Source organism: Streptomyces sp. MBT53 (genome assembly GCF_016654115.1).
Lineage (GTDB): Bacteria > Actinomycetota > Actinomycetes > Streptomycetales > Streptomycetaceae > Streptomyces.
Genome location: NZ_JAEQAZ010000013.1, coordinates 15,854 through 42,180, shown reverse-complemented (window position 1 = coordinate 42,180; position 26,327 = coordinate 15,854). Strand labels below are relative to the sequence as shown.

The window sequence follows — 26,327 nt, the reverse complement described above, 5'->3', positions numbered from 1 at the left end:
CGTCATCGTCCGGTGCTGACTCCAGGGGGCTGATCTTGTCCGAGATGATCTTCAGGTTCGAGGGAGACGACGCGGAGGACTGCGCGAGAAGCCTGGAGGAGTGGCTGACCGAGGCAGGAGATCTGACCCGGGCATCCGTAACCCTGGGGGCGCCGACGCTACCGGACGGGCGCATGGGTAACGTCCCGGACGCGGTACATGTGCTCGCGCTGTCGGCGCCGCTGATCAATGCTGTCATCACCAGACTCGGCGGCTGGCTGCAGGACAGAAGCAGACTGCGAGCAGTCACGGTGAACGTCACGTGCGGTGACGGTTGCAGCTACACGGCCACGGCGCCGACACCGGCGCATGTCCCTTCGATCGTGGCCCAACTTCAAAGGGCCTGCGTGACGTGAGAGGAACATGATGACCGTGCCTTGGCCCACGCGGCTTATCGACAGCGAGCGTTCCTGGGCGGTGCTGATGGGTACGTCTCAGCATGCGCCGGGCAGTGGTCTGCACCGGATTCCGCAGGCTGATGCCTGTGTCGATGATCTAGCCACGGCTCTGACCGGTTCCCAAGGGCTCTTTGAGAAGGAGCGCGTCCTCAAGGTCATCGATCCGAGCAGCACGGAGGAGGTCCTCACGACGTTGGACCGGATCGCCGGTGGGACACCTGATGTGGTGCTCTTCTACTACGTCGGCCACGGCATGGCACCTGCCGGTGACGACAGCGGACGCAGGGAGCTGTTCCTGGCCCTCACCGGTTCCGTCGACAAGGGAACCGAAGCTCTCCGTACCGGCTTGCAGGTCAGCTCCGTCCTCAGTCGACTGCGCTACCTCCGCGCCAAACAGACCTTTGTCGTACTCGACTGCTGCTTCGCCGGCCGAGTCCTCGACAACCCCGGTGCCGGCGATATGCATCTGCTCTGTGCCACGGACCGGGTCGCCTCAGCGCTCTACGAAATGACGGAACGGCACACCGGATTCACGGGAAGTCTGCTGCGGCTGTTCGAGAGGGGGATCCCGGACGGGCCCGAGTACCTGGACCTGAATACGGTCTTCCACCATCTCTCGGTGGTGCTGCCCACCACACTCAGCGCGGTATCCCAGGAGCCGAACGGACGGCTACCGCGCCCGCGTCAACGCACCCTCGACCACCACGGCCGCCTCGCCCTCGTCCGTAACCCGGCCTACGGCACCGCAAACACCCCCGAAGGCCTCGCCGCCCGCACGGAATTCGCGCTGCGGGTCAACGAATTGGGCAAGGACCCGCTCATCGATCCCGGTGATCAGCGCATGCTCCTGGCCCACGCGGCCGAGCTTTTCGCCGGGATCGCCGTGGACACCGCGTCGCTCCGCCAAGGCGACAGCTGACGTCGTGGTGATGTGGGGCCTCGCATCCGTGCGGGGCCCCACCGGTCCGGGGGCCTACGTGGTCGCCTCCGCCGTGCCAGCCCGCCTCTGCCGGGCAACACCCCCTGCCGTACGCCCCGGCTGCCGCAGCAGCAACGCGATCGCCGCCGCCACCATCGAGACGCCGCCGGCCAGCGCGTACGCCCCGTTGTAGCCCCAGGCCGCGACCACCATGGAGCCGAGGCCGCCGCCGAACAGGCCGCTGACGAGCTTGCCGCTGTACACCAGGCCGTAGTTGGTGGCGTTGAAGTTCTCGCCGAAGTAGTCCGGGGTCAGGGCCGCGAACATCGGGTAGAACGCGCCGCCGCCGAAACCGGACAGGAACGCGAAGAACAGGAACAGCCACTCGCTGCGCAGATGACCGGCCCAGATCACGCCGAACTGGGCGAGGCCCAGGACGACGATGACGAAGACCAGGGTGAGTTTGCGGCCCCACAGGTCGGACAACCAGCCGACCACCGCGCGGCCGATGCCGTTGATGACGGCCATGACGCCCATCGACGAGGCCGCCACCAGCGGGCCGAAGCCCACGTCCTTCGCGAAGTCGACCTGGAAGGAGATCCCGAAGATCGACACCCCGGCGGTCAGCACGATCGACAGCCACATCAGCGGCAGCATGCCGGTGCGGATGGCCTCCTTGGGCGTGAACTGCCGTACGGCAGGCGGGTTCTTGGCGAGGCTCGTCGCGCTCTTGTCGTTGCCGCCGTAGGTCAGCGGATCGATGTCGGCGGGCCACCAGTTCTTCGGCGGGTCCTTGAAGAAGAACGCGCACCCGAACACCACGATCAGGATGTAACAGCCGATCAGATCCAGCACCCGGTGGTAATTCCCGGTGTCGAAGGCGTAGTTGAAGATGAAGATGAACGGCAGCGAGCCGTACGCGAAGCCGCCGTTGACGAACCCGGTGCGGGCGCCCCGCCGTTCGGGGAACCACTTGCCGACCATGTTGATGCAGGTCGCGTAGACCAGACCGGCGCCGATGCCGCCGATCACGCCGAAGCCGATGATCGCCAGCCACACGTTGTCCAGGTGCGACAGCGCCAGGAAACCGATCACGCACAGCACCGAGCCGGCGTACATCGCCTTGCGGGCCGTCAGGATGCCCTTCTCCCGCATCCAGCCCGCGGGGAAGGCGATGCCTGCCTGGAAGAACACCCAAACGCTCAGGATCCAGAAGGTGTTGCTCTGCGTCCAGCCGTGCGCGCTGGACAGCGTGTCCTCCGCCGAGCCGTACGCGTACTCGAAGACGCTGATCGCCATCATGGCGATCCATGGCAGATAGATCATGATCTTGCGCGAGTGACCGAGGATGTCGCGGTCGGTCTCGCCGACGCGGTAGACGCGGCCGTTGGCGTCGGTCACTTCACGGTAGGGACGGTTCGCGGCGCCGGATTCGTTCGTGGTGATGGGATCTGCGGTCATGTCACGCCATCTCCTCGCCGAGCGGTTGCGGGTTGGGGGCGATACGCCGGGCGCTGGGCCGGCCCGGAGCCTTGAGGAAGAGCGCCAGCACCGCGGAGGCCAGACCCACCGAACCGGCCAGCACGAACGCGCCGTGGTAGTCCCACTCACCGACGACGACCGCGCCCAGACCGGACCCGACGAGCCCCGAGATCAGCTTCGAGCTGTAGACCATCCCGTAGTTGCTGGCGTTGTTGTTCTCACCGAAGTAGTCCGCCGTCATGGCCGCGAACAGCGGGAAGATCGCCCCGCCGCCGAAACCCGAGACCATGGAGCAGAACAGGAAGAACGGCATGCTGCCCATCTGGCCCGAGACCAGCACCCCGAACTGCGCGGTGCCGAGCACGAGACACACGATGATCAGCGTGTGACGGCGGCCGAAACGGTCGGAGATCCAGCCGATGACCCCGCGCCCGGTGCCGTTGACGATCGCCTTCAGGGACATCGCCGTGGCCACGATCCCACCCGCGAAGCCCATGTCCTTGCCGAACGGCACCTGGAAGGCGATGCCGAAGATGTTGATGCCGGCCGTGCAGAGCAGACAGAACCACATCATCCAGAGCACGGGGGTACGGGCGGCCTCCTTGGGGGTGTACTGCTTGACCGCCGGCGGGTTCTTCTCCAACGCCCGCCGGATCCTGGGGTCTTGGGCCGCCTTCAGCGGATCGACGTGCGCGGGCCACCAGTTCTTCGGCGGATCGCGGAAGAACCAGCCCGCCGACGCCACCACCAGACACAGCCCGACGCCGACCAGACTGAGCAGCACCTTGTAGTTGCCGAGATCCAGCACCGAGGTGAAGAGGAACACGAACGGCACGGACCCGTAGGCGAACCCGCCGTTCACGAAGCCGGTCTTGCCGCCCTTGCGCTCCGGATACCACTTGCCGACCATATTCACGCAGGTCGCATACACAAGACCGGCGCCGATACCGCTGCACATGCCGAAGCCGAAGTAGGCGACGAGCACGTTCGGTGCGAACGCCAGTGCCAGATAGCCCAGCAGTGTGCCGAGCGCGCCGATCAACATGGCCGTACGCGCCGGGAGTCTGCCGCTCTCCCGCAACTGCCCGGCCGGGAAGGCCACGGCCGCCTGGAAGAACACCCAGACGCCCATCAGCCAGAAGATGTGCCCACTGCTCCACAGATGCGCGTCGTGGAGCGTGTCCTCCGCCGACGTGAACGCGTACTCGGCGGAACTGATGCCCATCATGCCCACCCAGGGCAGGACGACCATCCACTTGCGCGCCCGGCCCATGATGTCGACATCGGATTCGCCGATGCGGTACACGCGGCCGTGACGGTCCGTCACCTCCCTGAAAGGGACGGACGTGGAGTAGTCCGTTGTTGCCATCGCTCAGTGCCCCTTGCGTCGAAAGTTCTGGCCAGCGCCCCCTGTCCATTGCCTTTCGTGTGCGCACGGGTCCCCGGGGCCGGCCGACCGCACTGTCGGCCGGCCCCGCGTCGGCTCACGTCATGAACCACCGCCCAACAGCCCTGCCGCACGCGCCCATTGGTACTTCGCGCCGAGCACGGCCACCGGCTTCTCCGTCGTGTACGGGTACGCCACCACCCCGCGCTCGTACAGGTACTGGCAGGCCTCCTCGACCTCCACGTCACCCGCGAGCGACGCCACCACCGGCTTCTCGATGCCGCGTTCCTTGAACTCGGCGACCACGCGCGCGGTCAACTCCGCGAAGACCATCGGGGGAGTGACGATGGTGTGCCAGTAGCCGAGGACCAGCGCGTGGATGCGCGGATCCTCCAGCCCGAGCCGGATCGTCGCCTCGTACGTCGACGGCGGCTCGCCCCCGGTGATGTCGACCGGGTTGCCCGCGGCCCCGAACGGCGGGATGAACTCCCGGAAGGACGCGTCCAGATCGGGCGGAATCTCCATCAGGGAGAGGCCGTTGTCGGTCACCGCGTCGGAGAGCAGTACGCCACTGCCACCGGCGCCCGTGATGATAACTACGTTGTCACCCTTGGGAGTTGGCAGCACCGGCAGTCCGCGCGCGTACTCCAGCATGTCGTTGAGCCCGGGGGCACGGATGACCCCGGCCTGCTTGAGGATGTCCGTGTACACGGCGTCGTCGCCGGCCAGCGCGCCCGTGTGCGAGCCCGCGGCCTTCGCACCCGCCGCCGTACGACCGGCCTTCAGGACCACAACAGGCTTACGGGGTACGGTCTTTCGGGCCGCCTCCACGAACGCGCGCCCGTCCTTGAGATCCTCCAGGTGCATCGCGATGCACTCGGTGTGCGGGTCCTCGCCGAACCAGGTCAGCAGGTCGTCCTCATCGAGGTCCGACTTGTTGCCGAGCCCGACGATCGCCGACACCCCCGTCTTCGTGGTCCGCGCGAACCCCAGGATGGCCATGCCGATGCCACCGGACTGCGAGGTCAGCGCCACCCCGCCCTTCACGTCGTACGGCGTGCAGAACGTGGCGCACAGATCCTGCCAGGTGGAGTAGTAGCCGTAGATGTTCGGCCCGAGCAGCCGCACGCCGTAGCGCTCGGCTATCTCCACTATTTCTTCCTGGAGTCGGACCTCACCGGTCTCGGCGAACCCGGAAGGGATGAGGACGGCGTTGGGGATGTTCTTGCGACCCACCTCCTCCAGTGCCGCTGCCACGAACTTGGCGGGAATGGCGAAGACGGCCACATCCACCTCACCGGGAACGTCCGTGACACTCTTGTACGCCTTGCGGCCGAGGATGTCATCGGCCCGGGGGTTCACCGGGTGGATCTCGCCGGCGAAGCCGCCGTCGACGAGGTTGCGCATCACCGAATTGCCGATCTTGCCCTGCTCGTTGGAGGCGCCGATCACGGCGACGGAGGTCGGCTCCATCAGCCGGCGCATGGTCGTCAGGATCTCGTCGCGTGTATACCGTCGACGGGGTACCGGCTGCGACTCGGCGAGGATCACGCGGATGTCGGCCGCGACCGCGCCGTCCGGAGTCGCGATCACCGGGTTGAGGTCCACCTCGGCGATCTCCGGGAAATCCGCTACCAGTTGGGACACCCGGCGGATCTGCTCCGCGATCGCCCACCGGTCGACGGCCGGTGCGCCGCGCACCCCGCGCAGGATCTCCGCCGCCCGGATCGAGTCCAGCATGGACAACGCCTCGTCCGCGCTCACCGGCGCCAGCCGGAACGTCACGTCCTTCAGCACTTCGACGAGCACCCCGCCGAGCCCGAACGCGACCACCTTCCCGAACGTCGGATCGGTCACCGCGCCGACGATGACCTCCTGCCCCTGCGGCAGCAACTCCTGCACCTGGACGCCCTCGATGCGGGCGTCGGCGCTGTACGCACGCGCGTTGTCGACGATCCTGTGGAACGCGGCCCGTACGTCCGCCGCGCCCTCGACCCCGACGATCACACCACCCGCGTCGGTCTTGTGCAGGATGTCCGGCGAGACGATCTTCATCACCACCGGCCCGCCGAACCGCGCCGCGTACGCCACCGCCTCGTCGACGTCCGTCGCCAACTCCTCACCCGGTACGGCGATCCCGTACGCGTCGGCGATCACCTTGCCCTCCGGCGCGGTCAGCGCGAACCGTCCCTCCGCCCGCACGGAGTCGAGCAGGGCGCGCACCTTCAGCACCCGGTCCTCTGCCATCACGTCAGATCACCCCGTTCGACTTGAGGAGGCGCAACTCTTCGTCGCCGAGACCGAGTTCGCCGATGTAGACCTCTTCGTTGTGCTCGCCGAGCAGCGGTGAACTGGTCACGTCCACGGGGGAGTCGGAGAGCTTCAGCGGGCTGCCGACGGTGACGAACTCGCCGCGCTCGGGGTGCGGCACCGTCACGACCATCTCGTTGGCGACCAGCGAGGCGTCCTCGATGATCTCCCTGGTCGACAGGATCGGCCCGCACGGGATGTTGTGGGCGTTGAGCCGCTCCAGCACCTCCCACTTGGGCAGCGTGGACGACCACTCCTCGATCAGCTGGAACATCTTGGCCAGCTGCGGCAACCGGGCCTCCGGCGTCGCCCACTCGGGGTCCTCGGCCAGCTCGGGCCGGCCGATCAGCTCGGTGAGCGGTCGCCAGCCGACGGGCTGCACGATGACGTACACGTAGTCGTTCGGGCCGCCCGGCGCGCACTTGACCGCCCAGCCGGGCTGACCGCCGCCGGACGCGTTGCCCGAGCGGGGCACCTCGTCGCCGAAGTCCTCGTTCGGGTACTCGGCGAGCGGGCCGTGGGCGAGACGCTGCTGGTCGCGCAGTTTCACCCGGCACAGGTTCAGCACGGCGTGCTGCATGGCCACGTTGACCCGCTGACCGCGGCCGGTGCTCTCGCGCTGGAACAGTGCCGCCAGTATCCCGGCTACTGTATGCACTCCTGTTCCGGAGTCGCCGATCTGAGCGCCCGTCGCCAGCGGCGGCCCGCCCTCGAAGCCGGTGGTCGACATCGACCCGCCCATCGCCTGCGCGACCACCTCGTACGCCTTGAAGTTGGTGTACGGGCCGTCCCCGAACCCCTTGATGGACGCATACACGATCCGGGGATTGATCTCCTGTATGCGATCCCAGGTGAACCCCATACGGTCGACCGCGCCCGGCCCGAAGTTCTCGACCATGACGTCGGAGCGCCGGATCAGCTCGGTCAGGATCTCCTTGCCGCGCTCGGTCTTGGTATTGAGGGTGATGCTCCGCTTGTTGCAGTTGAGCATCGTGAAGTAGAGGGAGTCGACGTCCGGGAGGTCGCGCAGCTGCTTGCGCGTGATGTCGCCGGTGGGCGCCTCCAGCTTGACGACGTCGGCGCCGAGCCAGGCGAGGAGTTGGGTGGCGGAGGGGCCGGACTGGACGTGCGTCATGTCGAGGACGCGGATGCCCTCAAGTGCCCTGGCGGTCATGGCCGTTCACCTCACTTGTACATCGTCTGGTTCATGGTTCCGGGGGCGTACGCGTCCGGGTCGACCCAGACGTTGATCAGCGACGGTTTGCCCGACTCGCGGGCGCGCTGGAGCGCGGGGCCGATGTCGGCGGGGTCGCGGACCTCCTCGCCGTAACCGCCCAGCATCTGGGCGAACTTGTCGTAGTGGACGTCGCCGAGGGTGTTGCCGACCCGCTCGCGCTCCAGGCCGTACTTGGCGGCCTGGCCGTAACGGATCTGGTTCATCGAGGAGTTGTTGCCGACGATGCCGACGAACGGGAGGTCGTAGCGGACGAGGGTCTCGAAGTCCCAGCCGGTGAGGGAGAACGCGCCGTCGCCGAACAGCGCGACGACCTCCTTGTCCGGCCGCGCCTGCTTTGCCGCGAGCACGAAGGGGACGCCGACGCCGAGGGTGCCCAGTGGGCCCGGATCCATCCAGTGGCCGGGCGACTTGGGCTGCACGACCTGCCCGGAGAAGGTGACGATGTCGCCGCCGTCGCCGATGTAGATGGAGTCCTCGGTGAGGAAGTCGTTGATCTCGCTGACCAGACGGTACGGATGGATCGGCGAGGCGTCCGACTTGAGGCTCGGCAACCGCTTCTCGATCGCGGCCTGTTCCACGGCGCGCAACTCGTCGAGCCACTCCTTGCGCCTGGACGCACCGCCGTTGAGACGTCCCGAAGCGGCCTCGGTGACCGACTTCAGCACGAGCCCCGCGTCGCCGACGATCCCGAGATCGATGTCGCGGTTCTTGCCGACGGTGCGGTAGTCGAGGTCGATCTGCACGACGGTCGCGTCGGGGGAGAGGCGCTTGCCGTAGCCCATGCGGAAGTCGAAGGGCGTGCCGACGATGACGATGACGTCGGCGTGGGAGAAGGCGTAGCGGCGCGAGAGCTGGAAGTGGTGCGGGTCGCCGGGCGGGAGGGTGCCGCGGCCCGCGCCGTTCATGTACGCGGGGATGTTGAGCGTGCGGACGAGGTCGATGGCCGCCTCGGTGCCGCGAGTTGTCCACACCTGGCTGCCCAACAGGATCGCCGGCTTCTCGGCGTGGACCAGCAGGTCGGCGAGCTTCTCGATCGCCTCGGGGTCGCCGGCGGAGCGGGTCGAGGCGCGGTAGGCGGCGGCCTTGGGCACCCGCGCCTTGCTCACCGGCACCTTGGCGTCGAGGACGTCGCGCGGGATCTCCAGGAAGGAGGGGCCGGGCGCGCCGTGGTAGCACTCGCGGAACGCCATCGACACCATGTCGGCGGCGCGTGCCGTGTCCGGCACGGTCGCCGCGAACTTGGTGATCGGCGTCATCATGTCGACGTGCGGCAGGTCCTGCAGGGACCCCATCTTGTGCTGGGTGAGCGCCCCTTGGCCGCCGATCAGCAGCATCGGGGACTCCGCGCGGAAGGCGTTGGCGACACCGGTGACGGCGTCGGTCGTACCGGGACCCGCGGTGACGACCGCGCACCCGGGCCTGCCGGTGATGCGTGCGTAGCCGTCCGCCGCGTGGGCTGCCACCTGTTCGTGGCGTACGTCGACGACTTCTATGCCCTCGTCGACGCAGCCGTCGTAGATGTCGATGATGTGGCCGCCGCACAGCGTGTAGATGCGGTCGACCCCCTCGGCCTTCAGGGCTTTGGCGACGAGATGACCACCGGAAATCACGTCCTGGGTGTCGTCGGGCATGGCGAAGTCCTGTCCCTTCGTAGGGGGTTGGGAAGCTCTCGCGGTACATTGCATACAGTCGACGAATACTGTATGAAGCTTGTTATCCCGCATCCAGTGGGTGGTGTCCAGGGGGCGTGCGGCACTTTTAAGTGGGAGCCGAGATGGACCTGTACGAGCACCAGGCAAGGGAACTCTTCGAGGAACACGGCATCTTGGTGCCCCGGGCCGAGGTCACCACCTCGTCCAAGGAGGCACGCGGGATCGCCCGCCGGCTGGGCGGCCGGGTGGTGGTGAAAGCCCAGGTGAAGACCGGTGGACGGGGTAAAGCGGGCGGGGTGAAGTTCGCCGCCGACCCGGCCGCCGCCGAGCTGACCGCACGGCAGATCCTCGGCATGGACATCAAGGGCCACACGGTCGGCACGGTGATGCTGGCCCAACCCGTCGTCATCGAGAGCGAGTTCTACGTCTCCTACGTCCTCGACCGCGCGGCCGGCCGCTTCCTCGCGATCGCCTCCGCGGAGGGCGGTATGGAGATCGAGGAGATCGCCGCCCGTCGACCGGATGCGGTCGCCCGTATGCACATCGACCCGGCCGAGGGCGTCACCTCGGCGAAGGCGGCCGAGATCGCGGGGGCGGCCGGGCTGCCGCCGCAGACGGTCGACGTCCTCGTGCGACTGTGGGAGGTGCTGGTCCGCGAGGACGCCGTCCTCGTCGAGGTCAACCCGCTCGTGCGCACCCGGCAGGGGCAGATCCTCGCCCTCGACGGCAAGGTCACCCTCGACGACAACGCCCGCTTCCGGCAGGTCCGTTGGGGAGCCGAGGGCGCTACGCACGACGATCCGCTGGAGGCCGCGGCAGCCGCGAAGGGGCTCAACTACGTCAAGCTCGACGGCGAGGTCGGCATCATCGGCAATGGCGCGGGCCTGGTCATGTCGACGCTCGACGTGGTCGCCGGATGCGGTGCCCGCCCCGCCAACTTCCTCGACATCGGGGGCGGGGCCTCGGCCCAGATCATGGCCGACGGACTCTCCGTCATCCTCTCCGACCCGGCCGTGAAGTCGGTCTTCGTCAACGTCTTCGGCGGGATCACCGCATGCGACGCGGTGGCCGACGGCATCGTGCGGGCCCTGGAAACCGTCCGGTTGACCAAGCCGCTGGTCGTCCGGCTGGACGGAAACAACGCGGCCCGCGGCCGGGCGATTCTCGACGGGCACGCGCATCCACTGGTCCAGCAGGCCACCACCATGGACGGCGCCGCCCGCCGCGCCGCCGACCTCGCCAACGCACGCTGAGGAGCAGGGACATGGCGATCTACCTCACCAAGGAGAGCAAGGTTCTCGTCCAGGGCATGACCGGCGGGGAGGGCATGAAGCACACCCGCCGGATGCTCGCCGCCGGCACGAACGTCGTCGGCGGCGTCAACCCGCGCAAGGCGGGCCGCTCCGTCGATTTCGACGACCGCGCCGTCCCTGTCTTCGGGTCGGTCGCCGACGGTATGCGGTCGACGGGAGCCGATGTCACCGTCGTGTTCGTGCCGCCCGCCTTCGCCAAGGCCGCCGTGACCGAGGCCGCCGACGCGGGCATCGGCCTCGCCGTCGTCATCACCGAGGGCATCCCCGTCCACGACTCGGTCGCCTTCACGGCCTACGCCAGGTCGAAGGGCACCCGGATCATCGGCCCCAACTGCCCCGGCCTGATCACCCCCGGCCAGGCCAACGCGGGCATCATCCCCGCCGACATCACCAAGCCGGGCCGCATCGGCCTGGTCTCCAAGTCCGGCACGCTCACCTACCAACTCATGTACGAGCTGCGGGACATCGGCTTCTCGACCTGCGTCGGCATCGGCGGCGACCCCGTCGTGGGCACGAGCCACATCGACTGCCTCGCCGCGTTCCAGGACGACCCCGACACCGAACTCGTCGTGCTCATCGGGGAGATCGGCGGCGACGCGGAGGAACGAGCGGCCGCGTACATCCGCGACCACGTCACCAAGCCGGTGGTCGGCTACATCGCCGGTTTCACCGCGCCCGAGGGCCGGACGATGGGCCACGCCGGCGCCATCGTGTCCGGCTCCTCCGGCACGGCGGCGGCGAAGAAGGAGGCGCTGGAGGCCGTGGGAGTCAGGGTCGGGCATACGCCGACGGAGACCGCCCGGCTGGTCCTGGGCCGCCTGGAGGGGGTGCGGGAGGCGGCGCGTGATGTCACTCATAGTTGAGGTGACGTCACTGTCGCGCTCCTTGGAGCGCAACTAGCTTCATCTGTACGACGGTTCGTGCGGAGGACCGTTCCTGCCTCACCCCGCCCCGACTGTGCACCGAGAGCGGAGCAGAAGCATGGCATCAACCCTCACCCCCGGTTCCACTCCCGTCCATCGCCCCCCGACCCTCAAGGCGGGCACGTCCTGGAATGACGCCTGGCGGCGTTGTCTCGCCGTCGCGCCCGAGGCGTTCCAGGACGACCGTGTCCTCAACCTCTGGAACGCCGCCTGGCAGCGGGACGGCCGGGCCCTGCCCGCCACCACCCCCGTCGACGGCGGTCCCATCGCCGGACCGCCCCGGCTGGACCGGTCCACCGCCCACCAGGCCGTTCGCGCCTCCCTCGACCAGCACCGGGCCTGGCGGCACGTCCCGCTCGACGAACGGCGGGCCCGCGTCGCCGCCACGCTCGACGCTCTCACCGAGCACCGCGAACTCCTCGCGCTGCTGCTGGTCTGGGAGATCGGCAAACCCTGGCGACTCGCGCAGGCGGACGTGGACCGGTCCATCGACGGTGTGCGCTGGTACGTCGACGGCATCGAACCGATGCTCGCCGGCCGCACTCCGCTCGACGGCCCGGTGTCGAACATCGCGAGCTGGAACTACCCGATGAGCGTGCTCGTCCACGCCATGCTCGTCCAGGCGCTGGCGGGCAACGCGGTCATCGCCAAGACCCCGACCGACGGCGGCGTCGCCTGCCTCACCCTGGCCTGCGCGGTCGCCGCCCGCGAGGGCATCCCCGTCACCCTCGTCAGCGGCAGCGGAGGCGAACTGTCCGAGGCGCTGGTCCGGGCGCCCGAGATCGGCTGTGTCTCCTTCGTCGGCGGGCGCGACACCGGGGCGGCGGTGGCCACGGCCGTCGCCGACCTCGGCAAACGGCACGTACTGGAGCAGGAAGGACTCAACACCTGGGGCATCTGGAACCACACGGACTGGGACACCCTCACCGCCGTCATCCCCAAGCTCTTCGACTACGGCAAACAGCGCTGCACCGCGTATCCGCGCTTCGTCGTCCAGCGCGAGCTGTTCGACGAGTTCCTCACCGCCTACCTTCCCGCGGTCCGAACTCTGCGCGTAGGCCACCCTCTTGCCGTCCAGCACGCCGAAGACCCCTACCCCGAGCTCGACTTCGGCCCGGTGATCAACGCGGCCAAGGCCAAGGAACTCCACGACCAGGTGGCCGAGGCGATCGACCGCGGCGCCGTACCGCTGCACCGCGGCAAGCTGTCCGAGGCCAACTTCCTTCCAGGGCAGGACACTTCGGCGTACGTCCGCCCTGTCACCCTCCTCAACCCGCCACCGTCGTCCCCGCTGCACCACGCGGAGCCGTTCGGACCGGTCGACACCATCGTCCTGGTCGACACCGAGGCGGAGCTGTTGGCCGCGATGAACGCGTCCAACGGAGCGCTGGTCGCCACCCTGTCCACCGACGACCGTGCGACCTACGACCGACTGGCCCCGCAGATAAGGGCGTTCAAGGTCGGACACGGCAAGCCGCGTTCGCGCGGTGACCGCGACGAGTTGTTCGGCGGGTTCGGTGCCTCCTGGCGCGGTGCCTTCGTCGGCGGTGAACTCCTCATCCGGGCGGTGACGCACGGACCGGTGGGGGAGCGGCTGCCGGGCAACTTCCCGGAGTACCAGCTGATGCCGTGACCGGCAGGTGTCGGTTCATGCCGTGACCGGCGCTCGCCGGCTCACGCGGTGATCCCCGGCCGGGCGGCACTCGCGTCCCTCGAGTGCCGTCCGGCGATGATCTCGTCGGCCAGCCAGCGGGCCACGCCCCGCGGATAGGGGCGCGGCAGGCTCAGCACGATGTGGTTCATCCCGGCGTCGACGAGCCGACCGACCGTCTCGCGGGTCGTGTCCGGCTCGTCGTACGACACCAGGACCTGCACCGAACGTTCGATGTCGGCCGGGTCGCGGCCCAACTCGGCGCAGTGCGCGTCGAGGACGCGGGAGCGCTCGGCGACGTACTCGACGGTGTTGTGCGGCGGCCCTGGAACGTTCCAGATGTCGGCGTGCTCGGCGACCAGCCGCAGCAGGCGGGTGCCCCAGCCGCCGATCAGCAGCGGGGGACCGGGCCGTTGCACGGGCTTGGGTTCGCACCGCGTACCCCGGAGCCGGTAGTGGCGGCCCTCGAAGTCGAAGACGTCCCGGGTCCACATCCCCTTCAGGATCGCGACCGTCTCAGCGAGCCGCTCGATGCCCTCGCCCGGCGGAACGAGCGAGAGGCCGTAGGCCGCGTACTCCGCGATCGCCGGATTGGCACCCGGGATTCCCCCGGCGCCGGCCGGCTGCCGCGTGCCGCCGACTCCCAGACCGAGCACGAGGCGTCCGCCCGAGATCACGTCAACGGTCGACGCCATCTTGCCGAGCAGGGCCGGCGGGCGGAGGCGATTGCTGGTGACGAGGAGGCCGAGCCGCAGCCGCTCCGTCTGGGCGGCGAGCGCGCTGAGCAGCGTCCACCCTTCGTGTATCTGTCCGTCCGCAGGCCCGGCGACCGGCAGCAGGTGGTCCCACAGCCAGGCGTCCGCGATCTCCGGAACGGCGTCCGCCTCCAGCCACACCCGGCGGATGTTCTCGTACGACACATGCATGGGTGTGGTCTTGATCCCGAAGCGCACAGTGGTCTCGTCCGTCATGACCGTCAGTCTACTCAATCATCAGCCCTGCTGACGATCAGAGCGGGGATTCATATCGGGATACAGTCGGGGAATGTCCAACGACCAGTCACCCAGCCCCCTGGAGTCCCGGCTCGGCTACCTCCTCAAGCACGCCCAGGCGAAACTGGCCAGGGCGTCGGCCGAGGCGCTCGCCCCGCACGGTGTCGACGGTCATGAGCTGGCCGTGCTGGTGGTGCTTGCCGCGGGGGAGCCGTTGTCGCAGGTCGAGGCCGCCGGGCGGCTCGGTGTCGACCGCACCACGATGGTGTCGCTGATCGACGGGCTCGAGGACCACGGTCTGGTGGTGCGGCGGCGCAGCCCGCAGGACCGCCGCAAGAACATCGTCGAACTGACGCCCGAGGGGCAGGACTGTCTGCGCCGGGCGGAGAGGGCCCGTCGCGCGGCGGAACGGCGATTTCTGGCTCCGCTGGACGAGGCGGGGGCGGCCTCGCTCGTACGGGCGCTGCAGACCCTGGTGCTCGACGGGCGGGTGCCGGAATCCGGCGCGTGTCCGTAGCGGTTCGTTCACCCGTCGTGGTGGAGTCCCCGCAGGTGGCAGGCCTCCTGAGGCTGGTCCCGCGGGGGCGGATATGCAGGTGAAAGGCACTGCGAAAGCTTGGTATTGTTGTCCATGTCGCCGCGGGGAACACCCCCGGTCGGGCGGCAGACACCTAGTCCGGGTGGCGGAATGGCAGACGCGCTAGCTTGAGGTGCTAGTGCCCTTTATCGGGCGTGGGGGTTCAAGTCCCCCCTCGGACACCAGCGGAGACCCCACTTCACGTGGGGTTTTCTGCTTGCCAGGGCCGTCGTGCGGTTGGCCCGCAGATGACATCTCACCTACCGGGCAGCCCCGGCGAGGTTTGAAGCGATGTCGACGTATCCTTCTTGAGGTCTACGGCGTCAAATAGTGGGCGCCGAAAATGGAGGCAACACCCCGTGCTCATTGCTCAGCGTCCGTCCCTGACCGAAGAGGTCGTCGACGAGTTCCGTTCCCGGTTCGTGATCGAGCCGCTGGAGCCCGGCTTCGGCTACACCCTCGGCAACTCCCTCCGCCGTACGCTCCTCTCCTCGATCCCGGGTGCGGCGGTCACGTCCATCCGTATCGACGGTGTCCTGCACGAGTTCACCACCGTGCCGGGCGTCAAGGAGGACGTCACCGACCTGATCCTCAACATCAAGCAGCTCGTCGTCAGCAGTGAGCAGGACGAGCCCGTGGTGATGTACCTGCGCAAGCAGGGTCCGGGTCTGGTCACCGCCGCCGACATCGCGCCCCCGGCCGGTGTCGAGGTCCACAACCCCGACCTCGTTCTCGCCACGCTCAACGGCAAGGGCAAGCTGGAGATGGAGCTGACCGTCGAGCGCGGTCGCGGCTACGTCTCGGCCGTCCAGAACAAGCAGGTGGGCCAGGAGATCGGCCGGATTCCGGTCGACTCCATCTACAGCCCGGTGCTGAAGGTCACCTACAAGGTCGAGGCGACCCGTGTCGAGCAGCGCACCGACTTCGACAAGCTGATCGTCGACGTCGAGACCAAGCAGGCCATGCGTCCCCGCGACGCCATGGCGTCGGCCGGCAAGACCCTCGTCGAGCTGTTCGGTCTCGCGCGCGAGCTGAACATCGACGCCGAGGGCATCGACATGGGTCCGTCCCCCACGGACGCCGCCCTGGCCGCCGACCTCGCCCTGCCGATCGAGGAGCTGGAACTCACCGTCCGCTCCTACAACTGCCTCAAGCGCGAGGGCGTCCACTCCGTGGGCGAGCTGCTGGCGCGTTCCGAGGCCGACCTGATGGACATCCGCAACTTCGGTGCGAAGTCCATCGACGAGGTCAAGGCGAAGCTGGCCGGTCTGGGCCTGGGCCTGAAGGACAGCCCGCCCGGATTCGACCCGACCGCCGCGGTCGACACCTTCGCCACCAACGACGCGGACACGCGGTTCGTGGAGACCGAGCAGTACTAAGCAGTATTGGAACGGTGCAAGCGGTAAGTCCCGGCGCCCTGGTCGAGCAGCAGCCCGACCGGGGCGCCGTGCTGTGCCGGGCCTCAGGGCCTACATCCCGAGGCTGAGGGACCGGCCCGGAAATCCGCCAAGGGCGGGATGCCGCCGCTCCGTTTGCACAGCAGGGTGGCGGGCATGCGTGAAACCGGAGAACTGACGAAGCGTCACAGACGTTTGTTATCAGGCAGGTCGGCAGCCCTGGGGGCCGTCCTCTGTCTCACCTCGGCCACCATGGCCCTGCTGCCCGCCCCCGCGTCCGCCACCACGACGGTCGCCGAGGGCGGGCACACGGTCCGCATCAGCCGGACCGAGTACGGCGTACCGCACATCCTGGCCCAGGACTTCGACGGGCTCGGCTACGGCTACGGGTACGCGTTCGCACAGGACAACGTGTGCGAACTCGCCGACCAGATAGTGACGTTGCGGGGTGAACGGTCCCGGTTCTTCGGGCCCGACGGAGACTCCGGTACGGGCTCCGACCTCGCGAGCGACACCTACTACGGCGGACAGCTGCGCGCCGGGACCGTGCACCGACTGCTCGGCCAGAAGGCGCCGTTGGGTCCGACGACGGAACTGCGGCGGATGGTCGAGGGATACGCCGCCGGGTACAACCGCTATCTCCGGGACACCGGAGTGGACCGGCTGCCGGACGCACGCTGCAAGGGCAAGCCCTGGGTGCGGCCGATCACCGCGCTCGACCTGTGGAACGTCGTCTACGACCTCAACAGGGTGACCGAGACAGTGCGGTTGGTCCCGGACATCGGCGACGCACAGCCCCCGACCGCCTCCGCCTCCTCGACGGCCACGACAACCGCCTCCCGCGACGGCCTCGCCGGTCTCGGCTTCGCCTCCGCCGACGTCGGCAGCAACGGCTGGGCGCTCGGCCGGGACGCCACCCGCACAGGCAACGCGATGGTGCTCGCCAACCCGCACCTGCCCTGGGCCGAGGGCAACTTCCGCTTCTACCAAGTGCAGTTGACGATCCCCGGCACCCTGGACGTGTCCGGCGCCGGCCTCTACGGCACCCCGCTGGTGGAGATCGGCCACAACCGCACCCTCGCCTGGACGCACACCGCGAGCGACGCCCAGCACGGCTCCTTCTACGCCCTCAAACTCGCGCCCGGCGACCCGACCAGCTATCTGCTCGACGGCAAGGCCGTGCCGATGCAACGCCGTACGGTCCCGGTCACCGTACGCGGCGTCGACGGTGCACTGTCGACCGTCGAACGGACGCTGTACACCTCACGCTTCGGCCCCGTCCTGTCGTCCGGCTGGACCACGACCACCGCCTACGCGATCCGTGACGCCAACGCCGACAACCTGCGCTCCATGAACACCTGGCTGGCCATGGGGAAGGCGCGCACCCTCGGTCAACTCCGCGCCGCCCAGGACACGTTCCAGGGCGTCCCGTGGACCTACACCCTCGCGGCCGATACCAGTGGCGACACGTACTTCACCGACTCCTCGGCCGTACCGCACCTCACCGACGGGCAACTGAAGCGCTGCACCGTCGCGGCGGACCAGGGGCCCACCGCCCTGGACGGTTCGACGTCGGCCTGTGCCTGGGGCAGTGACCCCGACGCACTCGTGCCCGGCGTCTACGGTCCTTCCCACCAGCCGAAGTCGGTGCGCAGCGACTACGTCGCCAACTCCAACAACGGTCCCCAGTACGTCAATCCGGAGGCGCCGATCACCGGCCTCCCGGGCGTGTACGACATCGATCCCCACCTCGACGGGCGGGCCCAGCTGGGACTGAGCATGATCGCCCAACGCCGGGACGGAACAGACGGGTTGGGTGCTCCGGGCTTCACCGAGGACACTCTCGGCGCGTCGATGTTCGGCAACCGGGTCCTGTCGGCCGAGAGGGGCCGCGACGACATCGTCGCCATGTGCCGCGCCCATCCGAGCCTGACGGCCACGGACGGCACCCAGGTCGACGTGACGCAGGCGTGCGCGACCCTCGCCCGCTGGGACACCCGCGCCGACACCACCAGCCGGGGCATCGTGCTCTGGAGCACGTTCTACAACCGCCTCCTCGACGGCGGTCCGCCCGACACCTGGCGCCGCGTCCCCTACGACCCAGCCCAACCCCTCACCACACCAAGGGGATTCAACGGCGACGACCCGCGCGTCCAGCACGCCCTGGCCGACGCCGTCCAGGAGTTCGCCACCCGTGACCTCCCGGTCGACGTCGAACTCGGCGCCGTACAGAAGTGGGACGGCATCCCGCTGCCCGGCTGTGACGTGGGCTGTTTCGACGTCGTGGAGGCGGGGCCCGACTCGGGCACCGGCACCCCGACCGCCGGCGCCTTCGGCAGCAGCTTCCTGATGACCGTCGAACTGACCCCCGCCGGGCCACGCGCCCACACCCTCCTGACCTACGGGGAGTCCGCGAACCCGACGTCACCCCACTTCTCGGACCAGACCCGCCTGTTCTCGCGCAAGGAGTGGGTCACCGAACGATTCACCCAGGCGGAGATCGCCGGTGCTCCGGGCCTGGAGGTGACGACTCTGCGCAGGTGACGCGGGTCGGCGCGGCACGGGCCGGTCGCAACCCGGCTGCCGGGGCGCGGGGTTGACTGGTCTATACCCTTGACTGGTACAGACCAATACGGTTCAGTGAGTGACGTCATCCCCCCACCACGGCCGCCCCCCACGTCGTGACCGGTCCGACCGGCCCGTGCGCACAAGGCTCCGCTTCGCCCTGCCCTTGGCGGGGTACGGCCGTGCTCCACAGAGGAGTTGAACCCTGTGTCGAGACGCCGCATCGCCGCAGTACTGACCGCACTCGTCCTCGGTAGCCTTACGCCCGTGGTCCTCCCCGCCGCCGGCGCGTCCGCCGCGTCCTGTTCCAGCTACCCCAACTGGGTGGCCGGCCAGTCGTACGTGACCGGCAACATCGTCCGCTACACCGACGGCAAGGCGTACATCGCCGAGCACGACAACCCGGGCTACGACCCGGTCATCAGCACCTGGTTCTGGGAGCCGTACGCGTGCGACGGCGGTTCGGGCACGCCCGTCGGCACCTTCGTCGTCAGCGAGGCGCAGTTCAACCAGATGTTCCCGAGCCGGAATTCGTTCTACTCGTACAGCGGTCTCACCGCCGCCCTCAGTGCCTACCCGGGCTTCGCCAACACCGGCAGCGACACCACGAAGAAGCAGGAGGCCGCCGCCTTCCTCGCCAACGTCAGCCACGAGACGGGCGGGTTGGTGTACATAGTCGAGCAGAACACCGCCAACTACCCGACGTACTGCAACTGGAACGAGCCGTACGGCTGCCCGGCCGGTCAGTCCGCCTACTACGGGCGCGGTCCGCTGCAGCTCAGCTGGAACTTCAACTACAAGGCGGCCGGGGACGCGTTGGGCATCGACCTGCTCAACAACCCCTGGCTGGTGCAGAACGACTCGGCCGTGGCCTGGAAGACCGCGCTCTGGTACTGGAACACCCAGAGCGGCCCCGGCTCCATGACCCCGCACAACGCGATCGTCAACGGCGCCGGTTTCGGCCAGACCATCCGCAGCATCAACGGCTCGGTGGAGTGTGACGGCAAGAGCCCCGCCCAGGTGCAGAGCCGCGTGGACGCCTACAACCGCTTCACCTCGATCCTGGGGACCACCCCGGGCGGCAACCTGTACTGCTGAACGTGCGGCACGGGCACCGGTCGGACCGCTCCAACGGCCGGTGCCCGTCCCGTCCACGCGTTCCAGGGACCCGGTGTCCCCGCAGGTCAGACCCTGTGCGAGCGTTCCAGCTTCCCGTATCCCCCGGCTGTCGTAGCCCCTGGGACGGATCGCCGCGCAGGCTGCGGTTGTTCGACAGCGCGACCCACCACGAACCGGGTGGCTCGCCTTCAGCACCGCACCCAGGGGGAACCTGACCATGTCCGACACGATCTTCCGCCGCCGCACGGCCCTCCTCGCCGCCGGCCTCGCCGCGACCGCCTCGCTCGCACTGACCGCCTGCGGAACCGAGCAGGCCGCTCAGGACCGGTCCAACCCGGCCGCCGCCGACAGCGGCGCCTCCGCCACCGTGACGCCCGGAACGTCCGGGGCGTCCGGGACATCCGGTGCGTCCGGTACGGACACCGGGGCCGCGGCCTCCGGTACGGACAAGGCCGTCACGGTCTCGAAGTCGGGCCGGAGCAGCACCGCCGCCAAGGGATCCACCGGGTCCAAGGACTCTTCGGGCACCGTCACCTGCACCGGCGCCAACACCGAGGTCACCGCGCAGACCGTGACCCGTCCGCTCAACCACCTGCTGCTGGCCGTCAAGAACACCGGCTCAAAGACCTGCTACCTGTACGGCTATCCGGCCCTGAACTTCCAGGACGCCCAGGCCGTGCCCCCGGTCGACGAGGACTCGCAGCCGCAGGCGGTCACCACGCTCCGCCCCGGACAGTCGGGTTACGCGGGCGTGCGCCTTTCCGCCGCCGACGGAAGCGGCTCCGGCGGCTACACCGCGAAGACGCTCAAGGTGATCTTCCAGAACCGCGCGCTCGACTTCGTGGGCTCGGGCGTCAAGGTCGCGCTGCCCGCCAAGGGCGTCTGGATCGACAGCTCCCTGAGCACCACCTACTGGCTGGCCGACCCCCAGGACGCCCTCAACTAGGCAGTCCTCGCAGCGAAGTTCCCTGCCGCACAGAGAGACAGAAAGGACGAGGTGTGTCCAGTACAGCGAACGACGTGACTCGGCGGCTCGATCTACTGGCGCCCGCGCACGAGTACTTCGAGGTGGTGTGGCGCACCTCGTCCGACGGCGCGTTCAAGAGAGCGGGCGTGCTCGCCTGGGAGATCATCGGCATCGCGGTCGGCCTGCACTCCGCCGACGAGGTCCAGCCGATCGGCATCGACATCCGCGTGCACCAGGGCCCGCCGGTCGCGAGCTTCGCCTACGGCGAGGACCGCGAACTGGCACGCCGGCACACCGCGTTGGTGGAACGCAGGCTCTGGCAGAGCACCGTGGGTGAGTTCCTGGCGTTTCTCCGCGAGACAGCTGCCGCTCCGGTCACCCGAACCATCTGAAGCACATGAACGACCTGAAGCACATGAACCACCTGAACCACCTGAACCAGTCGAGGAGACATCCCCCCATGTTCGACAACTCCCTTTCCGGGAACGGGCGCTCGATCCGCCGAGCCACGGCCCTTGCAGCCGCCGGTGCGGCCCTCGCGCTCGCCGTGCCGGTCTCGGCCACGGCGGTCTCCGGCGCCGACCGCGTCGCCGCCGCCCCCGACCCGGTGTCCTCCTTCGGGTTCACCGCCCAGGAACGCAAGGACGCCCTCGCCTACTGGACGCCGACCCGGATCAAGGCCGTGGGGAAGTCCGTGGACCTCGGGCCGACCGGGCCGAAGACTAAGACGTGGACCGGTCCAGAGTTGAAGACCGTGGGGCGGCTCTTCATGGTCAACGCCGGAGGGGCCGACACCTGGTGCACGGCCACCGCCGTCACGAGCGCCAACCGGTCCGTCGTGATGACGGCGGGCCACTGCGTCCGGCGTTCCGCCTCGCCCGTCAACACCAACATGTCCATGGTGTTCGTCCCGGCCTACGGCAAGGGCAGGCAGCCGTACGGCGCCTTCGCGGTCCGTACGGTTCTGACGCCGCGCACCTTCGCCGAGGAGGGCACGAACGACGTGGCCGCGATGGTCGTCGACGCGGACAGGAGCGGTCGTAGGCTCACCGATGTCGTGGGCGGGACGCCCGTCGCCTTCGGCCGGGCGGTCGGCGGGAAGGTCTCGTCCTTCGGCTACCCCGCCACCCACCCCCAGCTCGGCGAGGAACTCCTGCGCTGCGTCGGCATGGAGAAGGAGGAAAACGGTCAGCAGATGATCCCCTGCGACATGACCGGCGGCTCCAGCGGCGGCCCGTGGCTGGCCGGGTTCGACGAGGCCACCGGGAAGGGCACCCTCGTCTCGGTCAACAGCTCGCTGGACGCGCTCCAACCGACGAAGATGTACGGCGAGATCCTGGGCGCCACCGCCAAGACCATGTACGAGCGGGCCGGGCGCGGCTGACCGGCCCTGTCCGAGGGCTGCCCCCGCCGACAGGGGCAGCCCCATGTGAGTACCGCCAGGGGAGGTGCGGTGGCGGGCGCCTTGCCATGACAGCCGTGGGGTTGACCAACACTGCCGGCGCCCGCGACGTTCCGTTCCCCTGGCGGTGGGACCAGCCTGCGGTGCCGGGAGGCTGCGGGGGGCGCGAACCGCGGGAGATCCGTGCACCCAGTCGTCGGCGCGGGCTCGGCAGGGGGTACCTAGGTATGCGGAGACCCTCGGACACACCGGGATACCTACGCCGTCGAGGTGCCCTCCGCCTGTGCCGGGGCCAGGATCTCGGTACGGGAGGTGATCCCCAGCTTGGCGAGGATGTGCTCCACGTGGGCGTCCACGGTGCGTTTGGAGATGACGAGGCGTTCGGCGATCTCCCGGTTGGACAGGCCCCGGGTCACCAGCGCGGCGACCTCGCGCTCGCGGCGGGTGAGGGGATCGGCGGGGCGGCCGTCCGCGGTGCCGGGGCGGGGCGCGGGAACGCCGGGCGGCTCGTCCGCGTCCGCCCTTACGGCGTCCAGGAGTTCGCGACCCGACATCCGGGCACCCGCCTCCCGCCAGCGTTCGTACGGTTCGTCGCCCAGTGCCGCGCGCACCGCCCGCTGCTGGGCCTCCTGCTCCTCCAGCAGCCGGGGCAGCATGCCGACCGGGTCACCGCCGAGACGGCGCGCGTGCTCCGCGTAGCCCAGCAGCCAGCAGGCCCTGACGTACCGCTTCTGTCCGGCCGCGTGCCAGGCGAGCCCCAGGGACGCGAGCGCCGCGACGAGAACCTCGCCGATCTCGCTCGCCGCCTCCAGGCCCCGGCGCAGCGCCGCCGCGCTCTCCTCGGGCCGCCCGACCAGCCACAGGATGACGCCCTGGACGGTGAGCGTGGACCCGTACAACTGGCGTTCGCCCCGGCCCTCCAGATATGCCAGCCCCGCCTCGCACCACTCCAGGGCGCGGTCAGTGAAGCCCAACGCCCCGTACAGCAGGGCTCCTTCGTAGTGGACGACGCCGATGCCCAGCGCGTCGTCCGCGGCGACCATCCGCGCGCGGACCGCATCGAGCGCCGCCATTCCCTCCTCGACGGCGCCGCCGAGGACGGTCATGGCGGCCAAGTAGCCCTCGCTGAACAGCTCGACCCGGCTCTCGCCGACGCGCCGCGCCAGGTCGAGGGCCTGGGGAAACCGGTCCAACGCCGTCTCCAGATCCGCCGTCCAGATCCCGAACACCCCGGTCATGAACAGCGCCCAGGCCCGCACGGGGGAGTCCTGCTGGACCGCTCCAAGCCCCTTGTCGATCCAGTACCGGCCCTCGGACAGCGTCCCCGCCGCCCGCCAGTACGCCCCGAGCCGGGTCGCCAGCCACAGCGCGTCCGCCGCCCGGCCCTCGGTGGCGCAGCCGTACTCCAGGGCCGCCCGCACGTCGGCGATCTCCGCGCGCACCGCGTGGTGCAGCGTGACCTGTGCCGGGCCCACCAGGCCGTCCCAGAAACGGCCGACGAGTTCGTCGTAGTGGGCGAAGTGCCGCCGCCGTACGGCCTCGGCGTCCTCGGTCTCCGCGAGCCGCCCGGCGCCGTACTCGCGGATGGTGTCCAGGAGCCGGTAGCGGCCCCCGTCCTCGCCGAGGCGTTGGACGACCGACTTGTCGACGAGTCCGATGAGCGCCTCGACGACATCCTCGCCACCGAGGTCGCCCGCACCGCCCGCACCGCCTGCACCGCCTGCGCAGATCCGCTCGGCGGCGGTCAGTCCGAAGGAATCGGCGAACACCGACAGCCGTGCCCAGAGCAGTTGCTCCTGGGGTGTGCACAGGTCGTGGGACCAGTCGATGGCCGCGCGCAGGGTCTGGTGCCGGGTGAGGGCCGTGCGACGGCCGCCGGTCAGGACCTCGCAGTGGCGGTCCAGGCGGGCGACGAGTTCGGAGAGGGGTACGGCCCGCAGTCGTACGGCCGCGAGTTCGAGGGCGAGGGGGATGCCGTCGAGGCGGTCGACGAGCGCGAGGGCGTGCTCCCGGTCGGCGCCGTCGAGGGCGGGGCCGCCGGTGACGGCGGCGGCGCGCTGGGTGAACAGGTCGACTGCGTCGGCGCGGGTCAGCGGCGCGATCGGCAGACAGCGCTCGCCGGGCACGTCGAGCGGCTGCCTGCTGGTGGCGAGCACGCTCAGCCCAGGAGCCTCGCGCAGCAGGACGTCGCAGAGCATCGCGCACGCGTCGACCAGGTGCTCGCAGGTGTCGAGGACGATCAACATCCGCCGCCCGCGCAGGTGTTCCACGATGGCGTCGAGCGGCGTCATGCCGGACTGCTCGGGAAGTTCCAGTACGCCCGCGAGGGTCGGCGGCACCAACTCCGGGTCGCGCAGGGCGGAGAGCTCCACCAGCCGCACCCCGTCGGCGAACCGGTCCGTGACCGCGCGGGCCGCCCGCAACGCCGTACGGCTCTTGCCGACACCGCCCGGACCGACCAGCGTGACCAGCCGCGAACGCGCCAACTCGGCGTGCAGCGCGGCGAGTTCGCCGGTGCGTCCGACGAAGCTGGTCAACTCGACGGGGAGTTGACCGCCGCGCCGCTGTCCGAAGCCGTATCCCATGCCGCCCCCATACCCGTCCGCCAACCGGTCACCACAGCGTAGGCGAGTGACTCCCGAGCGTGAACGGTAGTCGAGTCCGGCGGGTGGACGCGAGATCGCGCCGGTGGCTCAGTGCGGGGGCGTGCGGGGCGGCGCAGTGCGCGCCCCTCGCGCCGGGCTCAGCCAGGCGCCTCTCTATGCCGGGCTCACCGGGGTGCCTCTCCAGGCCGGGCTCACCCGGGTGCCGTTCATGCCGGGCTCGCCCAGCCGCCGCTCTCGACGGAGCGCACCATGGCGTCCAGTACCGCCGCGCTGTGCACGGCGTCCGGGAGCGTGGCGCCGTACGGCTTGCCCTCGGCGACGGAGCGCAGGAAGCGGTAGGCCTCGATCACCTTGAGGTCGTCGTAGCCCATCGCGTTCGCCGCACCGGGTTGGAACGCTCCAAACTCGCCGTCGCCCGGGCCGACATACACCGTGGTGACGGGCTGGTCCTGGTACGTGGTGCCGCGGCTGACCGCCAGCTCGTTCATCCGGCGGAAGTCCCAGAACACCGCGCCCTTGGTGCCGTGCACCTCGAAGCCGTAGTTGTTCTGCTCGCCGACCGAGACCCGGCAGGCCTCCAGGACACCTCGAGCGCCGGAGGCGAAGCGCAGCAGGCAGTTGACGTAGTCCTCGTTCTCCACCGGGCCCAACTCGCCGCCCGTGGCCAGTGCGTGGCCCGCGGTCGCGCCGGTGGGGCGGGCCCGCTGCGGCAGGAAGATCGCGGTGTCGGCGGCGAGGGAGGTGATGTCGCCGAGGAGGTAGCGGGCGAGGTCCGCGCCGTGCGAGGCCAGGTCGCCGAGGACTCCGTGGCCGCCGCGCTCCAGCTCGTAGCGCCAGGTCAGGGCGCCGTCCGGGTGGGCCGCGTAGTCGCTGAAGAGGCGGACACGGATGTGGGTGACCAGGCCCAGCTCGCCGGAGGCGATCAGGTCGCGGGCGGCCTCCACGGCGGGCGCATTGCGGTAGTTGAAGCCGACCGCGCCCTGGACTCCGGCCTTGGCGACGGCGTCGGACACCGCGGAGGCGTCCGCGGTCGACAGGCCCACCGGCTTCTCGATCCAGATGTGCTTGCCGGCCTCGGCCATCGCGACGCCGATCTCGCGGTGCAGGAAGTTCGGCGCGGTGATGCTGACCGCCTGCACGCGCGGGTCGGTGACCACCTCGCGCCAGTCGCGAGTGGTGGAGGCGAAGCCGAACTGCTCGGCCGCCTGCTCGGCCCGCCCGGGCACGTCCTCGGCGACCGACACGAGCTGCGGCCGCACGGTCAGCTGCGGAAAGTGGTGCGGGACACGGGCGTACGCCTGGGTGTGCACCCGCCCCATCCATCCGAAGCCCACGACGGCTACACCGAGCGAGGTCACCATGACTGCCCTTCTTTGGACCGGTCCATAAAC

20 protein-coding genes and 1 tRNA gene are annotated in these 26,327 nt (G+C 69.5%); 13 read left to right on the top strand and 8 right to left on the bottom strand.

Annotated features, from left to right (window positions below; translation table 11 throughout):
* Nucleotides 1-44: 44 nt before the first annotated feature.
* Both JHN45_RS07290 and JHN45_RS07285 read left to right on the top strand, forming a co-directional pair.
* Nucleotides 45-395, top strand: coding sequence for a hypothetical protein (locus JHN45_RS07290; protein WP_236583456.1), 351 nt, complete (start codon nucleotides 45-47; stop codon nucleotides 393-395).
* A gap of 16 nt (nucleotides 396-411) precedes the next feature.
* Nucleotides 412-1,356: a caspase family protein gene (locus JHN45_RS07285; RefSeq protein WP_201048428.1), complete on the top strand. Its 945-nt coding sequence runs from the start codon at nucleotides 412-414 to the stop codon at nucleotides 1,354-1,356.
* A 54-nt stretch (nucleotides 1,357-1,410) separates the two neighbouring features.
* On the opposite strand, the gene JHN45_RS07280 is transcribed toward JHN45_RS07285, so the two are convergent.
* From JHN45_RS07280 to JHN45_RS07260, 5 genes are all read right to left on the bottom strand, one after another.
* Nucleotides 1,411-2,817 (bottom strand): OFA family MFS transporter, encoded by a 1,407-nt coding sequence (locus JHN45_RS07280; protein WP_201048427.1) that lies wholly within the window; start codon nucleotides 2,815-2,817, stop codon nucleotides 1,411-1,413.
* A gap of 1 nt (nucleotide 2,818) precedes the next feature.
* Nucleotides 2,819-4,207: an OFA family MFS transporter gene (locus JHN45_RS07275; RefSeq protein WP_201048426.1), complete on the bottom strand. Its 1,389-nt coding sequence runs from the start codon at nucleotides 4,205-4,207 to the stop codon at nucleotides 2,819-2,821.
* Nucleotides 4,208-4,327: 120 nt separating this feature from the next.
* Complete coding sequence (locus JHN45_RS07270) at nucleotides 4,328-6,472, bottom strand: acetate--CoA ligase family protein (protein ID WP_201048425.1); 2,145 nt, start codon at nucleotides 6,470-6,472, stop codon at nucleotides 4,328-4,330.
* 4 nt (nucleotides 6,473-6,476) lie between these two features.
* Nucleotides 6,477-7,709, bottom strand: a complete 1,233-nt coding sequence (gene frc, locus JHN45_RS07265) for a formyl-CoA transferase (protein ID WP_200712836.1) — start codon at nucleotides 7,707-7,709, stop codon at nucleotides 6,477-6,479.
* Between the two features lie 11 nt (nucleotides 7,710-7,720).
* Nucleotides 7,721-9,403, bottom strand: a complete 1,683-nt coding sequence (locus JHN45_RS07260) for a thiamine pyrophosphate-binding protein (protein ID WP_201048424.1) — start codon at nucleotides 9,401-9,403, stop codon at nucleotides 7,721-7,723.
* Between the two features lie 143 nt (nucleotides 9,404-9,546).
* Between JHN45_RS07260 and sucC the strand changes: the two genes are divergently transcribed.
* The 3 genes from sucC to JHN45_RS07245 all read left to right on the top strand — a co-directional run bounded on the left by sucC (nucleotide 9,547) and on the right by JHN45_RS07245 (nucleotide 13,293).
* Entirely contained in the window at nucleotides 9,547-10,677 is a 1,131-nt protein-coding gene (gene sucC / locus JHN45_RS07255; RefSeq protein ID WP_201048423.1) for an ADP-forming succinate--CoA ligase subunit beta, read from the top strand.
* An 11-nt stretch (nucleotides 10,678-10,688) separates the two neighbouring features.
* Nucleotides 10,689-11,600 carry a succinate--CoA ligase subunit alpha gene (gene sucD / locus JHN45_RS07250; protein WP_201048422.1) on the top strand — a complete coding sequence of 304 codons (912 nt, stop codon included), beginning with the start codon at nucleotides 10,689-10,691 and terminating at the stop codon, nucleotides 11,598-11,600.
* A 118-nt stretch (nucleotides 11,601-11,718) separates the two neighbouring features.
* Nucleotides 11,719-13,293, top strand: coding sequence for an aldehyde dehydrogenase family protein (locus tag JHN45_RS07245; RefSeq protein ID WP_201048421.1), 1,575 nt, complete (start codon nucleotides 11,719-11,721; stop codon nucleotides 13,291-13,293).
* Nucleotides 13,294-13,334: 41 nt separating this feature from the next.
* Here the strand turns inward: JHN45_RS07245 and JHN45_RS07240 are convergent, their stop codons facing one another.
* Complete coding sequence (locus JHN45_RS07240) at nucleotides 13,335-14,282, bottom strand: LLM class flavin-dependent oxidoreductase (protein WP_201048420.1); 948 nt, start codon at nucleotides 14,280-14,282, stop codon at nucleotides 13,335-13,337.
* 73 nt (nucleotides 14,283-14,355) lie between these two features.
* Between JHN45_RS07240 and JHN45_RS07235 the strand changes: the two genes are divergently transcribed.
* The 8 genes from JHN45_RS07235 to JHN45_RS07200 all read left to right on the top strand — a co-directional run bounded on the left by JHN45_RS07235 (nucleotide 14,356) and on the right by JHN45_RS07200 (nucleotide 22,312).
* Entirely contained in the window at nucleotides 14,356-14,820 is a 465-nt protein-coding gene (locus tag JHN45_RS07235) for a MarR family winged helix-turn-helix transcriptional regulator (RefSeq protein WP_201048419.1), read from the top strand.
* A 157-nt stretch (nucleotides 14,821-14,977) separates the two neighbouring features.
* Nucleotides 14,978-15,065: transfer RNA gene (locus tag JHN45_RS07230), tRNA-Leu, on the top strand.
* A gap of 174 nt (nucleotides 15,066-15,239) precedes the next feature.
* The gene (locus JHN45_RS07225; RefSeq protein WP_019073061.1) at nucleotides 15,240-16,259 is read left to right on the top strand and encodes a DNA-directed RNA polymerase subunit alpha; all 1,020 of its coding nucleotides are present in this window, start codon (nucleotides 15,240-15,242) and stop codon (nucleotides 16,257-16,259) included.
* A gap of 270 nt (nucleotides 16,260-16,529) precedes the next feature.
* On the top strand, nucleotides 16,530-18,821 hold the full coding sequence (locus JHN45_RS07220) for a penicillin acylase family protein (RefSeq protein WP_201048418.1): 2,292 nt from the start codon (nucleotides 16,530-16,532) through the stop codon (nucleotides 18,819-18,821).
* A 228-nt stretch (nucleotides 18,822-19,049) separates the two neighbouring features.
* On the top strand, nucleotides 19,050-19,940 hold the full coding sequence (locus JHN45_RS07215) for a glycoside hydrolase family 19 protein (RefSeq protein WP_200712844.1): 891 nt from the start codon (nucleotides 19,050-19,052) through the stop codon (nucleotides 19,938-19,940).
* 238 nt (nucleotides 19,941-20,178) lie between these two features.
* Nucleotides 20,179-20,907, top strand: coding sequence for a DUF4232 domain-containing protein (locus JHN45_RS07210; protein WP_201048417.1), 729 nt, complete (start codon nucleotides 20,179-20,181; stop codon nucleotides 20,905-20,907).
* Nucleotides 20,908-20,960: 53 nt separating this feature from the next.
* Entirely contained in the window at nucleotides 20,961-21,320 is a 360-nt protein-coding gene (locus JHN45_RS07205; RefSeq protein WP_307783051.1) for a hypothetical protein, read from the top strand.
* A gap of 68 nt (nucleotides 21,321-21,388) precedes the next feature.
* Nucleotides 21,389-22,312 (top strand): serine protease, encoded by a 924-nt coding sequence (locus JHN45_RS07200; RefSeq protein ID WP_201048416.1) that lies wholly within the window; start codon nucleotides 21,389-21,391, stop codon nucleotides 22,310-22,312.
* A 275-nt stretch (nucleotides 22,313-22,587) separates the two neighbouring features.
* Here the strand turns inward: JHN45_RS07200 and JHN45_RS07195 are convergent, their stop codons facing one another.
* Nucleotides 22,588-24,915, bottom strand: a complete 2,328-nt coding sequence (locus JHN45_RS07195) for a LuxR C-terminal-related transcriptional regulator (RefSeq protein WP_201048415.1) — start codon at nucleotides 24,913-24,915, stop codon at nucleotides 22,588-22,590.
* A 227-nt stretch (nucleotides 24,916-25,142) separates the two neighbouring features.
* A complete protein-coding gene (locus JHN45_RS07190; RefSeq protein WP_201048414.1) occupies nucleotides 25,143-26,297 on the bottom strand; it encodes a Gfo/Idh/MocA family protein in 1,155 nt (384 codons plus the stop codon).
* Between the last annotated feature and the right edge of the window lie 30 nt (nucleotides 26,298-26,327).

Coding starts and splice junctions, on each gene's coding strand:
- JHN45_RS07235 (WP_201048419.1), top strand. CDS start 14,356: ATGTCCAACGACCAGTCACCCAGCCCCCTGGAGTCCCGGCTCGGCTAC.
- JHN45_RS07260 (WP_201048424.1), bottom strand. CDS start 9,403: ATGCCCGACGACACCCAGGACGTGATTTCCGGTGGTCATCTCGTCGCC.
- frc (WP_200712836.1), bottom strand. CDS start 7,709: ATGACCGCCAGGGCACTTGAGGGCATCCGCGTCCTCGACATGACGCAC.
- JHN45_RS07290 (WP_236583456.1), top strand. CDS start 45: ATGATCTTCAGGTTCGAGGGAGACGACGCGGAGGACTGCGCGAGAAGC.
- JHN45_RS07275 (WP_201048426.1), bottom strand. CDS start 4,207: ATGGCAACAACGGACTACTCCACGTCCGTCCCTTTCAGGGAGGTGACG.
- JHN45_RS07280 (WP_201048427.1), bottom strand. CDS start 2,817: ATGACCGCAGATCCCATCACCACGAACGAATCCGGCGCCGCGAACCGT.
- JHN45_RS07270 (WP_201048425.1), bottom strand. CDS start 6,472: ATGGCAGAGGACCGGGTGCTGAAGGTGCGCGCCCTGCTCGACTCCGTG.
- JHN45_RS07200 (WP_201048416.1), top strand. CDS start 21,389: ATGTTCGACAACTCCCTTTCCGGGAACGGGCGCTCGATCCGCCGAGCC.
- JHN45_RS07240 (WP_201048420.1), bottom strand. CDS start 14,282: ATGACGGACGAGACCACTGTGCGCTTCGGGATCAAGACCACACCCATG.
- JHN45_RS07220 (WP_201048418.1), top strand. CDS start 16,530: ATGGCCCTGCTGCCCGCCCCCGCGTCCGCCACCACGACGGTCGCCGAG.
- sucC (WP_201048423.1), top strand. CDS start 9,547: ATGGACCTGTACGAGCACCAGGCAAGGGAACTCTTCGAGGAACACGGC.
- JHN45_RS07245 (WP_201048421.1), top strand. CDS start 11,719: ATGGCATCAACCCTCACCCCCGGTTCCACTCCCGTCCATCGCCCCCCG.
- JHN45_RS07190 (WP_201048414.1), bottom strand. CDS start 26,297: ATGGTGACCTCGCTCGGTGTAGCCGTCGTGGGCTTCGGATGGATGGGG.
- JHN45_RS07195 (WP_201048415.1), bottom strand. CDS start 24,915: ATGGGATACGGCTTCGGACAGCGGCGCGGCGGTCAACTCCCCGTCGAG.
- JHN45_RS07210 (WP_201048417.1), top strand. CDS start 20,179: ATGTCCGACACGATCTTCCGCCGCCGCACGGCCCTCCTCGCCGCCGGC.
- sucD (WP_201048422.1), top strand. CDS start 10,689: ATGGCGATCTACCTCACCAAGGAGAGCAAGGTTCTCGTCCAGGGCATG.